Genomic DNA, 14,408 nt, shown 5'->3' on the forward strand with positions numbered 1-14,408 from the left:
CAGAAAATATGGCAAAATAGTTTATCTATCTTGTTTTCGTTCATCATTTCATGGGGCTGTTTCGGTCTTCCATTCATTAAAGGTATCTTATGAATACTTTAACTCAAGAACTTGTTGAGCTTTTAACCCTGGAAAAGCTAGAAGATAATATCTATCGGGGAATAAGCCGCAACCTGGTCGGTAAACGGGTGTTTGGAGGCCAAGTACTTGGACAGGCCTTACGTGCAGCATCTTATACTGCGGACCGTCCCGCACACTCGATGCATGCCTATTTCCTGTTTGGTGGCGATGTTAATGCGCCTATCATTTATGAGGTTGAACGTCTGCGTGACGGAAAAAGCTTTATCAGCCGTCAGGTGCGAGCCATTCAGCATGGACGTACCATTTTTTCTGCGATGGTGTCTTTTGCAGAACCGGAAGAAGGTTTGAACTACCAGCATCAGGAACCAAGTTATCCTGCACCTGAAACACTAAAAGCCGAGCAGGAGTTAAAAGAAGGTTTAATCAGCTTTATCCCTGAAAATGTACGTGCCAGCTTTATGCGGGACCGTCATATTGAAATCCGTCCGGTAAATGTAGATAACCCATTTCAGCCCCAACCTGAAGCGCCTTATTATGCCCACTATTTACGGACCCATGACCAGATTGCAACCGGAGTCGATGAAATTTCCCTGCATCAGGCCATTGTAGCGTTCTATTCTGATTTCACCTTGATGACCACAGCGCTACGTCCACATGGCTTAAGCTATCTTTCACCAAGTCTGCAATGTGCCAGTCTGGATCATGCAATTTATTTCCATCGCCCTTTGCGCGCGGATGAATGGATGTTATATGACATGGAGGCAACAGTCAGTGCCAGCTCACGCGGTTTAAACTTTGGCCGCATGTGGCAAAATGGCCAGCTAGTGTGCAGTACTGTACAAGAAGGCCTGATGCGTTTACGTGAAATTGAAACCCAGTAATATCTGCTAAAAAGTACATTCTAAAAGCCCTCCTGAGGGAGTGGCTTTTAAATATTAATAAAAGTCCCTATAAATAGCCTCGATTCTTGTGGGAGCTCATGGCATAGTGCCTGAAAGGGACTATTTGATTACTACTTACTCTAATGAGCCTAAATACACAGATTCTATTTGCTGCCATTATCGGGCTGGCTTTCGGTTTTTTCTTAAAATATAACCCTGACCTCAGTTTTTTTGACAGCAGTATTTATCTGCTCGGCATTGCCAGCAGTATATTTATTGGTTTGCTCAAGATGTTGCTCATTCCACTCATTTTCAGCTCGATTGTGGTTGGTGTTTCTAACCTACAGTCTGGTGGGCAATTGGGCCGGGTCTGGAAAACCACTTTAATTTGCTGTGTGACCACTACAACCCTGGCACTAATTTTAGGTATTGGTTGTGCCCATCTGTTTGAAGTGGGTAAAGGGATGAATATTAATTTATTCCAGGAAGCCATGCAGTCACATCAGACCCCAGATACAATGACGCCGTCTGCTTTTTTTACCAATTTTATTCAAAATACTCTTATTAACCCGTTTAAAGCTTTTAGCGATGGTAATGTGCTGGCTGTAGTAGTGTTTGCATTGTTTCTTGGGGTTGCACTGGTGAAAGGCGGGGAGAGGTTTAATTCGATTCGCGGACTGAGTCAGCAGTTTTTTGATCTGATGATGATGTTGGTCGGCTGGGTCATGAAACTGGCTCCCTTGGGTATTTTGGCACTCCTGGCAAAACTGGTCGCGACTGAAGATATTTCTATTTTGAGTCGACTGGCTGAATTTGCTGCAGTAGTAACCGGCACAACAATTTTTCATGGACTGGTAGTCTTGCCGCTACTGCTCTGGATTTTTGGCCGGATGTCACCGATACGCTTTTTCCGTGGTGCACGTATTCCCTTGGTAACAGCTTTTGCAACCAGTTCGAGTTCAGCAGTCATGCCTTTGAGCCTGAAGGCTGCACAGGAGAATCTGGGAGTACGACCTCATATTGCCGGTTTTGTAATTCCTTTGGGCACACAGCTTAATATGGATGGGACGGCTCTTTATGAAGCTGCGGCGGCTTTGTTTATTGCGAATCTGATCGGGCTGGACTTAAGCTTGGGACAACAGGTGATTGTCTGCCTGACCGCCATGATTGCTTCATTAGGGGCCCCGGGAATTCCAAGTGCAGGAATGGTTACCATGATTATGGTATTACAGTCAGTAGGTTTGCCTGCCGAAGCAATTGCTATTTTACTGCCGATTGACCGTTTACTTGATACAGTGCGTACTGTAGTGAATGTGCAGGGTGATATGATGATTAGTGTAGTGGTAGACCGTTATAGCCAGCCGGCTAAAGATCTCCAGTCCGAAGTTTAAAAGAACTGTGTTCTGTATTTCCTTAACATGGACTGCAAAGTATTCCTACCGGAGAAAGAATATATTCCGGTAGGATAATTTCTGTATCTTTACCGGGTTATTCTGGTTTTTGTTCAGCGTGCTGTTCTGGTAAAAAGTCTTCTAGTTCTTCTACAGTATCCGCTTCATCTTCTTCAACTGCTTCTGGAATACTGTCCAGATCAAACTGTGTGGACTGTTCTAGCGTAAAGTTCAGACGACCCGCCATAACACTGGCCAGCTCTTCTAACCCTTGTTTGTTCAATGAAGAAAATAGCTGGATCGAGAAATTGAGCTTCATCTTCTTCAATTCCTGCTTGACCTCAAGCAAAGTTTTATTAGCCGGACCGCGGTTTAACTTGTCTGCTTTCGTCAACAGGATATGTACAAACAGTTTCCGGGAATGTGCCCATTCCAGCATCATGGTATCGAAATGCTGTAACGGATGACGGATATCCATGAGCAGTACTAAACCTTGCAGGCTTTCACGGTGAATCAGATAATTTTCCAGTTCTTTTTGCCAGACAATTTTCATGGTCTCTGGAACGGCCGCATAACCATAACCAGGTAAATCTACCAGACGCTGGTTAGGGTTACCCAGACTAAAAAAGTTGATCATCTGGGTACGGCCAGGCTTTTTAGAGGCACGTGCTAGTTGTTTTTGGTTGGTTAATGCATTAATGGCACTGGATTTTCCAGCATTTGAACGACCTGCAAATGCAATTTCGTAACCGGTATCTTCAACACAAAGCGAAAGCTTGGGTGCACTCATCAGGAACTCGGCTTTACGTAACCAGTTTAGTGCTCGTACAGAGTATTCGGTAATAGCAGGGTCCAGCGCTTTTTCATAGCTGATTTTCTGCTTAGGCGCCTGCGCCGTTTTACTGTTTTTAGATTTACCACTGCTGCGATGCATAGCACTTCACTTGCGTTACTGAGATTACAGCGCCTAGTATAAAGGAAGTAAAGGATTCTCGCGAATCTTGTACTATCAAGTTATACAGATTAGCAAAAATTCAGGAAAGATTGAGTAAAGTAATTGCTGAATGAGTAGAGAGATGTGGTTGAACAGGCTGAATATTTAGAACCTGGCCCAATGTATATTGGTTCAGACTCTGATAGAACTGTTCAACTGCTGTATCTAAAATACCTTTAAGGCCACAATCTGAACGAAGCACACAAGGCGGTGAATTGCATTCTACAATTGGCTGGTCACCTTGCAGTATCCGAACAATATCACCTACACGTGAATCAAGTGCCTGCGGATTCAGCTGAATACCGCCCCCTTTGCCACGTAATGTAATCAGCCAGCCCTGTTTACCCATAAAATGTACAATCTTGACCAGGTGATTATGAGAAATCTGTAGATCTACTGCAATTTCTGCAATGGTATATGGCGTATTTCTTGGACGTGAAATATACATCAAGCTACGCAAAGCATAATCAGTGAATTTATTTAATTGCATGACCAGCCAGCTTTGGAAACAGGGAAATAGGACACTATCTTAGCCTGAAAGCTTCCCGAAAGAAACTTTCAGTACATTATATAAATCTTTATATTCATAACATCAAAAACTTACCGGTGCAGTCACATCCACTTGGTCGCCTGCTTTATAGTGGTTAAGCAGAATGTCTTCTACAGAGTATTCCGTCGGGGTTGGCTCAGGCTTGACCACAAATGTATAACTATTTTCTTGAGCTTCCTGAAAACTGAACTGGAGTGGTTGTAACAGTTCCTGACCAGGAACATGGACACGGACTGAAATAAACGCGCCCGCATCAGCCGGAGAAATTGGCTGACCATCTGCTGCCTCTATGGTAAAGCGTTTACCACCTTCTACATCTTCAACCTGTGTAATCTTGAAAGAACGCCAGCCAGCCCAACCACCTTGATGCTCTGCCAAGTTGCTGTATTTCTGTTTTTCCACCCCAATTAAAATATCTGCCAATTGTAAATAAGCCTGTTTCCATGCTTCGATCAATTCCGATTCGAATGGTACATCCAGTACTTCACTAATCGAATGCAATAAATTATCACCCACGATTGCATATTGATCAGGTTGAATGTCGAGGCTGACATGTTTGGTAGTGATGCGTTCAATGGCCTTAGCTAAAACAGCAGGATTCTCAATGTGCTCTGCATAAGCTAGTACCGCAGCAGCCAGTGCGCGTGGCTGGCGTCCTGTACTTTGATGGTCCAGATTGAAGACATTTTTTAATTCTGGATGGTTGTTTAGCATGCGTTTGTAGAAATAGCTGGTTAATGCCACACCATTTTCACGCAGTACAGGAACAGTAGATTGGACCAGTTCGATTTGTTGTGAATTCATGTTGAGAATCTCAAGGTATCTAAAAAGATATATTTAAAATACATTTTTAAAAATTGTTATGCAATAGATTGCTCATACAAAAACCATATTTTTTTTATGGTTTAAGATAAGTGGTTATAATTAAATATGAAATAATCATAAATAAAAGCGAAAAATTGTAGTTATATTGAACAATCTACTGTTAATTAAATTTAATCAGCCCATTAAGAATATAATTTTTATGACATGAATAAAAAAAGAGGAGAGTAAGCTCTCCTTAATTAAAATTATCTTAAAATCTGTAAAGCTTGTTGAATATCAGTTATCAGGTCATCTACAGCTTCAAGACCAATACAAAAACGGACTAAAACACCCTCTTTTAGGTGGGTATATTCAAGCGTCCGCATCTCTTTGAGCTGATACAGCATAACTAAACTGACCGGTCCACCCCAGCTAAAGCCTAGCTTAAAGAGTCTGAGCTGGTCACAAAATTTTCGTACTGACTCAAGATCATATTCAGGTTTAAAAATAACGCTGACTAGTCCGGCACTTTGTTTATCTATACAGGTTTCTTTCCAATATTGATGACCGGGTGAATTTTCATCTGCGGGATGTAATACCTGTACAAACTCAGGCTGCTGCTTCAACCAGTTCAAGAGCACAATGGTATTGGCAGACTGCTGCCGATAGCGAAGTTGCATATGAGCCAGACTGCGTTGTATCTGGGCTGCATCATCTCCAGAAATCGAGATTCCCTGAATGGCATGCATGCGAAACAGTTGTTGATATAGTTTCCGGTCATGTGTAACTACACTTCCCATTAGAATGTCAGCACCGCCACTTGGGTATTTGGTCAGGGCATGGACTGTCAGATCTACACTCAAATGCTCATCAGAGAAATCAAAAGCATTAAAAGCAAGACCGGCTCCCCAGGTATTATCTAGTGCAGTAAGTATTCCTGACTGCCGGGCTTTTCTAACCAGTCTTTTTAAATCTGGAAACTCCAGACTGACTGATCCTGCTGCTTCCAGCCATAAAAGTTTGGCCTTTGAAGTAGGCTGAAAACTTTCATACTCCAGCGCATTATAAATTTTAACCTCAATACCATAACGTTGATGCAGATTGCGCAAATGCTCCATGTTTGGACCATAAATATTGTCTGGAACCCACACCTCATCCCCGTGACTTAAGAAACAGGAATTGACCAGATTAATTGCTGATAGCCCACTAGGGGTAAGCAGACTGTGCTGCCCACCCTCAATCTGGGCAATATTATCTGCCAGGGTAAAAGTTGTCGGTGTACCGTGTGTGCCATAACTATAATCATATGCATCAGTCCAGTGCCGGTTAAACAGGGCATCGGTGTTTTTAAAAATGATAGTGGATGCACGAAAGAGGGGAGGCTGCACTGTTTCAATATATTGAGGAGCTTTACGTGGTGCGTGAACTAGGCACGTCTGTTTATTCTGAATTTTAGACATAATAAACTGGTAACGCTAATGTGGATTAAAATGACAGATAAAGTGATTTTTCCAGATTTTGCAAATGAATTTGTGAAAATGCGTAATCAATTTTCCACTTATCCAAAATTGGCGTCATTTTTGCAAATATTTGGCTAATACATTAATGATTGGTCAATACTATGAAAAAAAATTTAAAGGTCCATTATTTTCAACATATTGCCGGTGAGGGTTTTGGAAGTTGTTACGATTTTTTACGTCAGCATCAAGCCCAGATTAGTGCAACAGAATTTTTTGCCTTGCCTTTTAACCTTCCCGTAGATCTTGAGGCTCTGCCTGATATTGATGATGTCGACTTGCTAATTGTCATGGGTGGAAAAATGAGTGTAAATGATGAAGCACTCTATCCATGGTTAAAAGTAGAAAAGCAGTGGATTCGCCGTTATATTTCAGCTGGAAAACCGGCAATTGGTCTGTGTCTGGGCGGACAGTTGATTGCCAATGCGCTGGGTGCAAAAGTTAAGCCTAATCATCATCAGGAACTTGGCTGGACTACAGTTTATCGTAGCCGAACTGTTCCCAAAGACTGTTTTGCTCTACCTGCCCAGTTCGAAGTAATGCAATGGCATCGGGAAACATTTGAAATTCCTCACGGGGCTATCCAGTTAGCAGAAAATCCTGCGTGTGCCAACCAGATGTACCAGGTCGGAAAAAATGTACTTGGTTTCCAGTTCCATCCAGAAATCACTCCAAATACCTTGAGGCTTTTTCTGGATGATGATGAGGAGTTATCCATATTCAACGGTGATTACATACAGTCCACCATACACTTAAAAAAATCGGTTTCCGAACAGTTTGTCGTGGGGAACTCTATTTTGAATGAAGCGATTCAATACGTATTGCGTAGTTAACATGCCAGTGCTCCTTAAATATCAAATCACCCAGATAAAATCAGGAAAATTGAAAAAGAGAATTGCGTAAGAGTTAAACAATCGTTATAATGAGCAACCCCTAAATTTGGGGCACTAACGGCGAATAAAGTCGTTAGGATCGTGACAGTCGTGGCATCGATCATGACCTTAGTGATTTTCACTGCCTTTGACACTTACCAATAGGTGAGGTGCGTCAAGGGTGATTCTTTATATATTTTGGCTTGGAGTTTACTGGTATGTCTAACCAGAGAATCCGTATCCGTCTTAAGTCTTTTGATCATCGTCTGATTGATCAATCTGCTCAAGAGATCGTAGAAACCGCTAAGCGTACTGGCGCACAAGTGTGTGGTCCAATTCCGATGCCTACTCGCATCGAACGCTTCAACGTTCTTACTTCACCGCATGTAAACAAAGATGCGCGTGATCAGTACGAAATCCGCACCTATAAACGTCTGATCGATATCGTTCAGCCAACAGACAAAACTGTTGATGCGCTGATGAAATTGGATCTTGCGGCTGGTGTTGACGTTCAGATCGCATTGGGTTAAGGCTTTCGGTTAATTAGCTCCTAAGTTAATTAAGCCGCTTTTTTAGAGGTTTACACACATGGCTATTGGTTTAGTCGGTCGCAAGTGCGGTATGACCCGTATCTTCACAGAAGCCGGCGTCTCTGTGCCAGTTACAGTGATCGAAGTTGATCCAAACCGCATCACGCAAATCAAAACGCTTGAAACTGATGGTTATCAAGCAATTCAAGTAACTACTGGTGAACGTCGCGAATCTCGCGTTACTAACGGTCAAAAAGGTCACTTTGCGAAAGCAGGCGTGGCAGCTGGTCGTCTGGTTAAAGAGTTTCGTGTTACTGAAGCAGAGCTTGAAGGTCGTGAAGTTGGTGCTTCTATCGGTGTTGATTTGTTCGCAGTAGGTCAGATCGTTGACGTAACTGGTCAATCAAAAGGTAAAGGTTTCCAAGGTGGTGTGAAGCGTTGGAACTTCCGTACGCAAGATGCTACTCACGGTAACTCTGTTTCTCACCGTGTTTTAGGTTCTACAGGTCAAAACCAGACTCCTGGTCGCGTGTTCAAAGGCAAAAAAATGGCCGGTCACCTAGGTGATGAACGCGTAACAGTACAAGGTCTTGAAATTGTATCTATTGACGCTGAACGTTCTGTTTTAGTTGTTAAGGGTGCTATTCCTGGTGCAACTGGTGGCGACGTGATCGTTCGTCCTACCATCAAGGCCTGAGGGGAAATAACGTGAATTTAAATACTGTTTCCGGCTCTGCTGTTGAGTTGTCTGAAGTTGCCTTCGGACGTGAGTTTAACGAAGCACTTGTACACCAAGTTGTTACAGCTTACTTAGCTGGTGGTCGTCAAGGCTCAAAAGCTCAAAAGTCACGTGCTGACGTATCTGGCGGTGGTAAAAAACCATTCCGTCAAAAAGGTACTGGCCGCGCTCGTGCTGGTTCTATTCGTAGCCCAATCTGGGTTGGCGGCGGTAAAACTTTTGCTGCTCGTCCACAAGACTGGTCTCAAAAAGTTAACCGCAAAATGTACCGCGGTGCAATGCAATGTATCCAGGCGGAACTTGTTCGCCAAGATCGCTTGGTTTTGGTTGAAGAGCTTCAGGTTTCTGCTCCTAAAACTAAAGAATTGCTTGCAAAACTGAACGACTTGAACGCACCTCGCGCATTGATCGTTACTGATGCGGTAGATGAGAACTTATATCTTGCAGCACGCAACCTTCCACACGTTGATGTGGTAGATGCAACTGCAATCGATCCTGTAAGCCTGATCGCGTTCGATAAAGTTGTAATGTCTGTAGCTGCTGCTAAGAAAATTGAGGTAGAACTCGGATGAACAACGAACGTATCTATCAGATTCTGAAAGGACCAGTCTTCTCAGAAAAAGCACAAGTTTTAGGTGAAACTGCTGGTGTTCAAGTATTCAAGGTTGCGATTGATGCAAACAAGCTTGAAATCAAAAAAGCAGTTGAACAACTCTTTGGTGTAGAAGTGGTTAAAGTAAACACGACTATTACTAAAGGTAAGTCTAAACGCTTTGGTAAAACATTGGGACGTCGTTCTGATGTTAAAAAAGCATACGTCACCCTGAAAGCTGGCCAAGATGTTGAAATGGCTGACTTGGGCGATACCGCTGAAAGCGCAGCGGAATAAGGACGAAAATTATGCCTATTCAAAAATGTAAGCCAACGTCTCCAGGACGTCGCTTTGTAGAGAAAGTCGTTCACGACCATCTTCATAAAGGCGCTCCTTATGCTCCGTTGGTTGAAGCTAAAAAACGTACTGGTGGTCGTAACAACAACGGTCACATTACAACTCGTCACGTTGGTGGTGGTCATAAACAGCACTATCGTATCGTAGACTTCAAACGTAACAAAGATGGTATTCCTGCGACTGTAGAGCGTATTGAATACGATCCGAACCGTACCGCACACATCGCATTGCTGAAGTATGCTGACGGTGAACGTCGTTATATCATCGCGCCTAAAGGTCTGCGTGCTGGCGATAAAGTACAGTCTGGTAACGATGCTCCAATTCGTACCGGTAACTGCTTGCCACTTCGCAATATGCCACTTGGTTCTACACTACATAACATCGAACTGAAAATTGGTAAAGGCGCGCAGTTAGCACGTTCTGCTGGTACTTCTGTTCAGTTGTTGGGTCGTGACGGTTCTTACGCAATTGTTCGTCTGCGTTCAGGCGAAATGCGTAAAATTCACGTTGAATGCCGTGCTGTAATTGGTGAAGTTTCTAACCAAGAAAGCAACCTTCGCTCACTGGGTAAAGCTGGTGCTGCACGCTGGCGTGGTGTTCGTCCTACCGTACGTGGTATGGCGATGAACCCAGTTGATCACCCGCATGGTGGTGGTGAAGGGCGTAACAAAGGTATTCAACCTGTAAGCCCATGGGGTCAAAAAGCTAAAGGGTACAAGACACGTACCAACAAGCGTACGACTAAGATGATTATTCGCGACCGTCGCGTTAAGTAACAAGTAAAGGAATCTGACTAATGCCTCGTTCTCTGAAAAAAGGCCCATTCGTCGATGCGCACTTGTTCGCTAAGGTTGAAGCGGCTGTTGCGGCTAATAACCGTAAGCCGATCAAAACTTGGTCGCGTCGTTCGATGATCCTCCCAGACTTTGTTGGTCTAACAATTTCTGTTCATAATGGTCGTAACCATGTTCCAGTAATTATTACTGAACATATGGTTGGTCATAAACTCGGTGAATTCGCGCCAACTCGTACCTATCGTGGTCACGGTGTTGACAAGAAGTCTAAACGTTAAGGTGCTATGATGGAAGTTACTGCTAAATTACGCGGTGCCGCTATCTCGGCACAAAAAGCTCGTTTGGTTGCGGACCTTATTCGTGGCAAATCTGTTGCTCACGCGCTTAATATCTTGAACTTCAGCAATAAAAAAGCTGCGGTACTGGTGAAAAAAGCTTTGGAATCTGCAATTGCAAACGCTGAACACAATAACAGTTTAGATGTAGACGACCTTAAAGTTTCTACGATTTATGTGGATGAGGGCATGAGCCTGAAACGCATTATGCCACGTGCTAAAGGCCGTGCAGATCGTATTACTAAGCGTACTTGTCACATCACCGTTAAGGTAGGGGTTTGATATGGGTCAGAAGGTTCATCCAATCGGTATCCGCCTAGGTGTTGTGAAACGTCATAACGCTAACTGGTATGCGAATCCGAAACAATACGCTGAATATTTGCTTAAAGATCTTCAAGTACGTGAGTTTTTAACTAAAAAACTTAAAAGCGCGATGATCAGCAATATTCTTATCGAACGTCCTACAGGCGCTGCTAAAGTAACTATTAGCACTGCTCGTCCAGGTATCGTAATCGGTAAAAAAGGCGAAGATATTGAGAAATTACAGCGCGAACTTACCAACATCATGGGTGTTCCAGCGCAAGTAAGCATCAATGAAATTGATCGTCCAGACTTGGATGCTCGTTTAGTTGCTGAAGCGATTGCTTCTCAACTGGAAAAACGCGTTATGTTCCGTCGTGCTATGAAGCGTGCGGTACAAAATACGATGCGTGCTGGTGCTAAAGGTATCAAAGTTGAAGTTTCTGGCCGTTTAGGTGGTGCAGAGATCGCTCGTACTGAGTGGTATCGTGAAGGTCGTGTACCTTTACATACACTTCGTGCTGACATCGACTACGCTACCATGCGTGCTGAAACAACTTACGGTACAATCGGTGTTAAAGTTTGGATCTTCCGTGGTGAGATCTTGGGTGGCATGAAACAAGTCATGAACCCTGCTCCAGCTGAAGAGCGTCCAGCTAAACGCGGTCGTGGGCGTGGTGAAGGTCAAGAGCGTCGTGGTCGTCGTTCGGACCGTGCTGCAGACAAGGGAGAATAATCCATGTTGCAACCTAAACGTACCAAATTCCGTAAAGTGCAAAAAGGCCGTAACACTGGTCTAGCACATCGTGGAAGTACAGTATCATTTGGTTCTATCGCACTCAAAGCTACTGGCCGTGGTCGTATGACTGCGCGTCAAATCGAAGCTGCGCGTCGTACCATTAGCCGTCGTGTTAAACGTGGTGGTAAAATCTTTATCCGTGTATTCCCGGACAAACCAATTACTGAAAAGCCATTAGAAGTTCGTATGGGTAACGGTAAAGGTAACGTGGAATATTGGGTTTGCGAAATCAAACCAGGTAAGATCCTGTACGAAATGGAAGGTGTGAACGAAGAACTGGCACGTGAAGCATTTACGCTTGCTGCTGCTAAGCTTCCGTTTAAAACCACTATCGTGACTCGGACGGTAATGTAATGAAAACTAAAGATCTACGTGAAAAATCGGTAGAAGAATTGAAAGCTTTGCTTGATGAGCAGCAGCTTAACCAATTCCGTCTTCGTATGGCGAAAGCAACTGGTCAGTTGGGTAAATCGCACGAAGTGCAACTTGCTCGCAAGGCGATTGCTCGCATCAAGACACTCCTTACCGAAAAACAGGGGAACGGACAATGAGTGAAAATACAGTCCGCACGTTAACCGGCAAAGTCGTAAGTGACAAAATGGACAAGTCTATTGTTGTGCTTATTGAACGCCGCGTTCAACACCCGTTGTATGGCAAACTTATTCGCCGTTCAACTAAATTACACGCTCATGATGAGAACAACGTTGCTAAACTTGGCGACCTTGTGACCATTAAAGAAAGCCGCCCAATTTCTAAAACCAAGTCATGGACATTGGTTGAAGTTGTTGAAGCAGCTGCTGAGTAATTAGACGTTCTTGTTGCATCATCGGACAATTTCAAGTACTCTTTGAGCCTTTCGAAATTGTGACCGGTGATGCTCGGTTTTGGAGTAGGGCAATGATTCAAACCGAAACGATGCTCGACGTAGCAGACAACAGTGGTGCACGCCGCGTACAATGTATTAAAGTACTTGGTGGCTCACATCGTCGTTATGCTTCTGTTGGCGACATTATTAAAGTTACTGTAAAAGAAGCAATTCCACGTGGCCGTGTTAAAAAAGGCGACGTAATGAATGCAGTTGTGGTACGTACTAAGTTCGGTATCCGTCGTCCGGATGGTTCTTTGATCCGTTTTGATGACAATGCTGCTGTATTGTTAAACAACAATAAAGCTCCGATTGCCACTCGTATTTTCGGACCAGTGACTCGTGAACTTCGTACTGAACAGTTCATGAAAATTATTTCACTGGCTCCTGAAGTTCTATAAGAGGCAATCATGGCTAAGATTAAAAAAGGCGATCAGGTAATCGTGATCGCAGGTAAAGAAAAAGGCAAACAGGGTACTGTTCTGTCTGTTTCTGGTGACCGTGTTAAGGTTGAAGGCCTTAACTTGGTGAAGAAGCATCAGAAGCCAAACCGTGTAACTGGCGCTGAAGGCGGTATTGTTACTCAGGAAGCTTCGCTTCATATCTCAAACGTGGCAGTTTTTAATGCTACAACCCAAAAGGCTGACCGTGTTGGTTACCGCGTAGATGAAAACGGTGTGAAAACTCGCGTTTATAAATCTAACGGTGAATCAGTGGCGGTAGCGAAGTAATAGGTTGAATGGGCAATGGCCAGACTTAAAGCGCGTTACAATGAAGAAATCAAGACTAAGTTGAAAGAAGAACTTGGTCTTGCTAATGTGATGGAAACTCCTCGCATTACTAAAATTACCCTGAACATGGGTGTAGGTGCAGCTGCAACTGATAAGAAATTATTAGATGGCGCTGTATCTGATATGCAAGCAATTGCTGGTCAAAAACCAGTGGTAACACTTGCACGTAAATCAATCGCTGGTTTCAAAATCCGTGATGGTTGGCCAATCGGTTGTAAAGTAACTTTACGTGGCGACCAAATGTACGAATTCTTGGACCGTCTGATCTCGATCGCAATCCCTCGTATCCGTGACTTCCGTGGTTTCTCAGCGAAATCTTTCGATGGTCGTGGTAACTATTCTATGGGCTTGAAAGAACAAATCGTTTTCCCTGAAATCGATTTTGACAAGATTGATCGTATTCGTGGTATGGACATTACCATCACTACGACTGCTCGCACCGATGACGAAGGCCGTGCGCTTATGCGTGCATTCGGCTTCCCGTTCAAATAAGAGGTCGATATGGCTAAGAAAAGTATGATTAATCGCGAATTAAAGCGCGAGAAAACCGTTGCTAAATACGCTGCAAAACGTGCTGAGTTGAAAGCCGTAATTGCAAACGTAAATGCAAGCGACGAAGAGCGTTTTGAAGCGATGATGAAATTACAAGCATTGCCGCGTAATGCATCTCCAATCCGTCTTCGTAACCGTTGTGGTTTAACTGGTCGTCCTCATGGTTACTTCCGTAAGTTTGGCCTGGGCCGTAATAAACTACGTGATACAGTAATGCAAGGTGATGTACCAGGCGTTGTTAAGGCAAGCTGGTAAGGAGCGACTATAATGAGTATGCAAGATACCGTTGCCGACATGCTAACACGTGTTCGTAACGCACAAATGGCGAAGAAACAAACTGTTTCTATGCCGAATTCTAAGTTGAAAGTTGCGATTGCTAACGTACTTCAACAAGAAGGTTATATTTCAAATGTAGAAGTTGCTGATGTTGAAGGCAAACCTACTTTGACTATCACTTTAAAGTATTTTGAAGGCAAGCCAGTTATCGAAACTGTGAAACGCGTAAGCCGTCCAGGTCTTCGCCAGTATCGCGGTAAAGATAAACTTCCAAGCGTTAAGCAAGGTTTGGGTATTGCAATTGTTTCTACAAGCAAAGGCCTCATGACTGATCGCGCTGCACGTGCTGCAGGTATCGGTGGTGAAGTTATTGCTTTTGTTTCTTAAT

Annotated in this window: 23 protein-coding genes; 19 read left to right on the top strand and 4 right to left on the bottom strand. The window is 43.6% G+C overall.

Translation table 11 applies throughout. From position 1 onward, the window contains the following. Positions 1-89: 89 nt before the first annotated feature. Positions 90-962, top strand: coding sequence for an acyl-CoA thioesterase (locus tag B3X18_RS07295; RefSeq protein ID WP_034669901.1), 873 nt, complete (start codon positions 90-92; stop codon positions 960-962). A 143-nt stretch (positions 963-1,105) separates the two neighbouring features. Continuing rightward, on the top strand, positions 1,106-2,353 hold the full coding sequence (locus B3X18_RS07300; RefSeq protein ID WP_005018321.1) for a dicarboxylate/amino acid:cation symporter: 1,248 nt from the start codon (positions 1,106-1,108) through the stop codon (positions 2,351-2,353). A 97-nt stretch (positions 2,354-2,450) separates the two neighbouring features. Here the strand turns inward: B3X18_RS07300 and yihA are convergent, their stop codons facing one another. From yihA to B3X18_RS07320, 4 genes are all read right to left on the bottom strand, one after another. Next, complete coding sequence (yihA, locus tag B3X18_RS07305) at positions 2,451-3,287, bottom strand: ribosome biogenesis GTP-binding protein YihA/YsxC (protein WP_034675003.1); 837 nt, start codon at positions 3,285-3,287, stop codon at positions 2,451-2,453. Between the two features lie 100 nt (positions 3,288-3,387). Then, complete coding sequence (locus B3X18_RS07310) at positions 3,388-3,837, bottom strand: RrF2 family transcriptional regulator (protein WP_005024423.1); 450 nt, start codon at positions 3,835-3,837, stop codon at positions 3,388-3,390. Between the two features lie 102 nt (positions 3,838-3,939). Further along, a complete protein-coding gene (locus B3X18_RS07315; RefSeq protein ID WP_034669903.1) occupies positions 3,940-4,701 on the bottom strand; it encodes a globin domain-containing protein in 762 nt (253 codons plus the stop codon). A 266-nt stretch (positions 4,702-4,967) separates the two neighbouring features. Then, entirely contained in the window at positions 4,968-6,161 is a 1,194-nt protein-coding gene (locus tag B3X18_RS07320; protein WP_005024426.1) for a PLP-dependent transferase, read from the bottom strand. 161 nt (positions 6,162-6,322) lie between these two features. Here B3X18_RS07320 and B3X18_RS07325 point away from each other — a divergent pair, with 161 nt between their 5' ends. From B3X18_RS07325 to rpsH, 17 genes are all read left to right on the top strand, one after another. Continuing rightward, on the top strand, positions 6,323-7,051 hold the full coding sequence (locus B3X18_RS07325; RefSeq protein WP_005407113.1) for a type 1 glutamine amidotransferase: 729 nt from the start codon (positions 6,323-6,325) through the stop codon (positions 7,049-7,051). A 257-nt stretch (positions 7,052-7,308) separates the two neighbouring features. Then, positions 7,309-7,620, top strand: coding sequence for a 30S ribosomal protein S10 (gene rpsJ / locus B3X18_RS07330; protein WP_000070912.1), 312 nt, complete (start codon positions 7,309-7,311; stop codon positions 7,618-7,620). A gap of 58 nt (positions 7,621-7,678) precedes the next feature. Next, positions 7,679-8,317, top strand: a complete 639-nt coding sequence (gene rplC / locus B3X18_RS07335) for a 50S ribosomal protein L3 (RefSeq protein WP_005018329.1) — start codon at positions 7,679-7,681, stop codon at positions 8,315-8,317. 11 nt (positions 8,318-8,328) lie between these two features. Continuing rightward, positions 8,329-8,931, top strand: a complete 603-nt coding sequence (rplD, locus tag B3X18_RS07340) for a 50S ribosomal protein L4 (RefSeq protein ID WP_286935251.1) — start codon at positions 8,329-8,331, stop codon at positions 8,929-8,931. After that, a complete protein-coding gene (gene rplW / locus B3X18_RS07345; RefSeq protein ID WP_005018334.1) occupies positions 8,928-9,248 on the top strand; it encodes a 50S ribosomal protein L23 in 321 nt (106 codons plus the stop codon). The genes rplD and rplW overlap by 4 nt, the downstream gene beginning before the upstream one ends. Before the next feature lie 11 nt (positions 9,249-9,259). Continuing rightward, positions 9,260-10,084, top strand: a complete 825-nt coding sequence (gene rplB / locus B3X18_RS07350) for a 50S ribosomal protein L2 (protein ID WP_005018335.1) — start codon at positions 9,260-9,262, stop codon at positions 10,082-10,084. A 20-nt stretch (positions 10,085-10,104) separates the two neighbouring features. Further along, positions 10,105-10,380 (top strand): 30S ribosomal protein S19, encoded by a 276-nt coding sequence (gene rpsS / locus B3X18_RS07355; protein ID WP_004985338.1) that lies wholly within the window; start codon positions 10,105-10,107, stop codon positions 10,378-10,380. 9 nt (positions 10,381-10,389) lie between these two features. Next, the gene (gene rplV / locus B3X18_RS07360) at positions 10,390-10,719 is read left to right on the top strand and encodes a 50S ribosomal protein L22 (RefSeq protein ID WP_001982638.1); all 330 of its coding nucleotides are present in this window, start codon (positions 10,390-10,392) and stop codon (positions 10,717-10,719) included. Between the two features lies 1 nt (position 10,720). Beyond that, positions 10,721-11,473 (top strand): 30S ribosomal protein S3, encoded by a 753-nt coding sequence (gene rpsC / locus B3X18_RS07365; RefSeq protein WP_005018336.1) that lies wholly within the window; start codon positions 10,721-10,723, stop codon positions 11,471-11,473. A gap of 3 nt (positions 11,474-11,476) precedes the next feature. Continuing rightward, a complete protein-coding gene (rplP, locus tag B3X18_RS07370; RefSeq protein WP_005018339.1) occupies positions 11,477-11,890 on the top strand; it encodes a 50S ribosomal protein L16 in 414 nt (137 codons plus the stop codon). After that, a complete protein-coding gene (gene rpmC, locus B3X18_RS07375) occupies positions 11,890-12,087 on the top strand; it encodes a 50S ribosomal protein L29 (RefSeq protein ID WP_005018343.1) in 198 nt (65 codons plus the stop codon). Before rplP ends, rpmC begins: the two co-directional genes overlap by 1 nt. After that, on the top strand, positions 12,084-12,341 hold the full coding sequence (gene rpsQ, locus B3X18_RS07380; RefSeq protein WP_005018344.1) for a 30S ribosomal protein S17: 258 nt from the start codon (positions 12,084-12,086) through the stop codon (positions 12,339-12,341). Before rpmC ends, rpsQ begins: the two co-directional genes overlap by 4 nt. Before the next feature lie 92 nt (positions 12,342-12,433). Then, the gene (rplN, locus tag B3X18_RS07385; protein ID WP_005018345.1) at positions 12,434-12,802 is read left to right on the top strand and encodes a 50S ribosomal protein L14; all 369 of its coding nucleotides are present in this window, start codon (positions 12,434-12,436) and stop codon (positions 12,800-12,802) included. 9 nt (positions 12,803-12,811) lie between these two features. Continuing rightward, positions 12,812-13,132, top strand: coding sequence for a 50S ribosomal protein L24 (rplX, locus tag B3X18_RS07390; RefSeq protein WP_005018346.1), 321 nt, complete (start codon positions 12,812-12,814; stop codon positions 13,130-13,132). Positions 13,133-13,147: 15 nt separating this feature from the next. Continuing rightward, positions 13,148-13,684, top strand: a complete 537-nt coding sequence (rplE, locus tag B3X18_RS07395) for a 50S ribosomal protein L5 (RefSeq protein ID WP_005018347.1) — start codon at positions 13,148-13,150, stop codon at positions 13,682-13,684. A 9-nt stretch (positions 13,685-13,693) separates the two neighbouring features. Next, complete coding sequence (gene rpsN, locus B3X18_RS07400) at positions 13,694-13,999, top strand: 30S ribosomal protein S14 (RefSeq protein WP_034429190.1); 306 nt, start codon at positions 13,694-13,696, stop codon at positions 13,997-13,999. Between the two features lie 12 nt (positions 14,000-14,011). Further along, entirely contained in the window at positions 14,012-14,407 is a 396-nt protein-coding gene (gene rpsH, locus B3X18_RS07405; RefSeq protein ID WP_005018351.1) for a 30S ribosomal protein S8, read from the top strand. Position 14,408 lies beyond the last annotated feature (1 nt).

The organism is Acinetobacter sp. UBA6571, assembly GCF_002434085.1.
GTDB classification, from domain to species: Bacteria; Pseudomonadota; Gammaproteobacteria; order Pseudomonadales; family Moraxellaceae; genus Acinetobacter; species Acinetobacter radioresistens.

Coding starts and splice junctions, on each gene's coding strand:
- B3X18_RS07295 (WP_034669901.1), top strand. CDS start 90: ATGAATACTTTAACTCAAGAACTTGTTGAGCTTTTAACCCTGGAAAAG.
- B3X18_RS07300 (WP_005018321.1), top strand. CDS start 1,106: ATGAGCCTAAATACACAGATTCTATTTGCTGCCATTATCGGGCTGGCT.
- yihA (WP_034675003.1), bottom strand. CDS start 3,287: ATGCATCGCAGCAGTGGTAAATCTAAAAACAGTAAAACGGCGCAGGCG.
- B3X18_RS07310 (WP_005024423.1), bottom strand. CDS start 3,837: ATGCAATTAAATAAATTCACTGATTATGCTTTGCGTAGCTTGATGTAT.
- B3X18_RS07315 (WP_034669903.1), bottom strand. CDS start 4,701: ATGAATTCACAACAAATCGAACTGGTCCAATCTACTGTTCCTGTACTG.
- B3X18_RS07320 (WP_005024426.1), bottom strand. CDS start 6,161: ATGTCTAAAATTCAGAATAAACAGACGTGCCTAGTTCACGCACCACGT.
- B3X18_RS07325 (WP_005407113.1), top strand. CDS start 6,323: ATGAAAAAAAATTTAAAGGTCCATTATTTTCAACATATTGCCGGTGAG.
- rpsJ (WP_000070912.1), top strand. CDS start 7,309: ATGTCTAACCAGAGAATCCGTATCCGTCTTAAGTCTTTTGATCATCGT.
- rplC (WP_005018329.1), top strand. CDS start 7,679: ATGGCTATTGGTTTAGTCGGTCGCAAGTGCGGTATGACCCGTATCTTC.
- rplW (WP_005018334.1), top strand. CDS start 8,928: ATGAACAACGAACGTATCTATCAGATTCTGAAAGGACCAGTCTTCTCA.
- rplB (WP_005018335.1), top strand. CDS start 9,260: ATGCCTATTCAAAAATGTAAGCCAACGTCTCCAGGACGTCGCTTTGTA.
- rpsS (WP_004985338.1), top strand. CDS start 10,105: ATGCCTCGTTCTCTGAAAAAAGGCCCATTCGTCGATGCGCACTTGTTC.
- rplV (WP_001982638.1), top strand. CDS start 10,390: ATGGAAGTTACTGCTAAATTACGCGGTGCCGCTATCTCGGCACAAAAA.
- rpsC (WP_005018336.1), top strand. CDS start 10,721: ATGGGTCAGAAGGTTCATCCAATCGGTATCCGCCTAGGTGTTGTGAAA.
- rplP (WP_005018339.1), top strand. CDS start 11,477: ATGTTGCAACCTAAACGTACCAAATTCCGTAAAGTGCAAAAAGGCCGT.
- rpmC (WP_005018343.1), top strand. CDS start 11,890: ATGAAAACTAAAGATCTACGTGAAAAATCGGTAGAAGAATTGAAAGCT.
- rpsQ (WP_005018344.1), top strand. CDS start 12,084: ATGAGTGAAAATACAGTCCGCACGTTAACCGGCAAAGTCGTAAGTGAC.
- rplN (WP_005018345.1), top strand. CDS start 12,434: ATGATTCAAACCGAAACGATGCTCGACGTAGCAGACAACAGTGGTGCA.
- rplX (WP_005018346.1), top strand. CDS start 12,812: ATGGCTAAGATTAAAAAAGGCGATCAGGTAATCGTGATCGCAGGTAAA.
- rplE (WP_005018347.1), top strand. CDS start 13,148: ATGGCCAGACTTAAAGCGCGTTACAATGAAGAAATCAAGACTAAGTTG.
- rpsN (WP_034429190.1), top strand. CDS start 13,694: ATGGCTAAGAAAAGTATGATTAATCGCGAATTAAAGCGCGAGAAAACC.
- rpsH (WP_005018351.1), top strand. CDS start 14,012: ATGAGTATGCAAGATACCGTTGCCGACATGCTAACACGTGTTCGTAAC.